General features: G+C 46.0%; 1 protein-coding gene and 1 pseudogene. One reads left to right on the top strand and one right to left on the bottom strand.

The features are described from left to right. Positions 1 to 88, top strand: a pseudogene (locus tag R7Q11_RS26100) (thiol:disulfide interchange protein DsbA/DsbL); the annotation flags it as partial. 41 nt (positions 89 to 129) lie between these two features. Here R7Q11_RS26100 and R7Q11_RS26095 read toward each other — a convergent pair. Then, on the bottom strand, positions 130 to 735 hold a 606-nt coding region (locus tag R7Q11_RS26095), incomplete at its 5' end, for an acyltransferase (protein ID WP_225466992.1).

Raw genomic sequence — 735 nt, 5'->3', positions numbered from 1 at the left:
GAATAACAAATACCTAGTTCAAGCACAAAGCATTAAATCAATGGATGAGTACTTTGCACTGGTGAACTACTTGCTAACGCTAAAATAAGCGCAACGCACAGAAAACAGGGGAGCACATGGCTCCCCTTTTTATTTGTGAATCTCTTGTAGCAGTTGGTCTTTCTCTTGCCACACATCCCCTAACCATTGCTGGAATTGGCGCTTGTACGGCTTGTCGTTGAAGTAATCCCCTAACACCTGCTCATCAACTGGCAACACTTTCACATGGACCACGATCTTAGTCATGCGCCCCATCAGCATGTCTTTAAAAGGTTTGTCCGTATTCTCTGGATACGCGAGGGTCACATCAATGATGTTCTCAAACTGCTCGCCCATTGCCGCCAATGTGTAAGCAATACCGCCTGACTTGGGTTGCAACAGGTATTGGTAGCCCGCTTTGCTTTTACGCTGCTTCTCTTCAGTAAAGCGTGTACCTTCCACGTAGTTCACAACCGTTGTTGGAGTATGCTTGAACTTGGCACACGAACGACGTGTGGTTGCCAAATCTTGGCCACGTTTGTGAGGGTTACGAATTAAATACTCACGAGAGTAACGACGCATGAAAGGCATGTCTAACGCCCAACATGCCATACCAATAAACGGCACATACAGCAGTTGTTGCTTGAGGAAAAACTTCGGCATTGGAATACGATCTTTAAATACGCAGCACAGCACAACAATATCCGTCCAACTGAG

Source organism: Vibrio sp. 970 (genome assembly GCF_033339075.1).
This window is presented reverse-complemented; position numbering and strand designations above follow the sequence as displayed.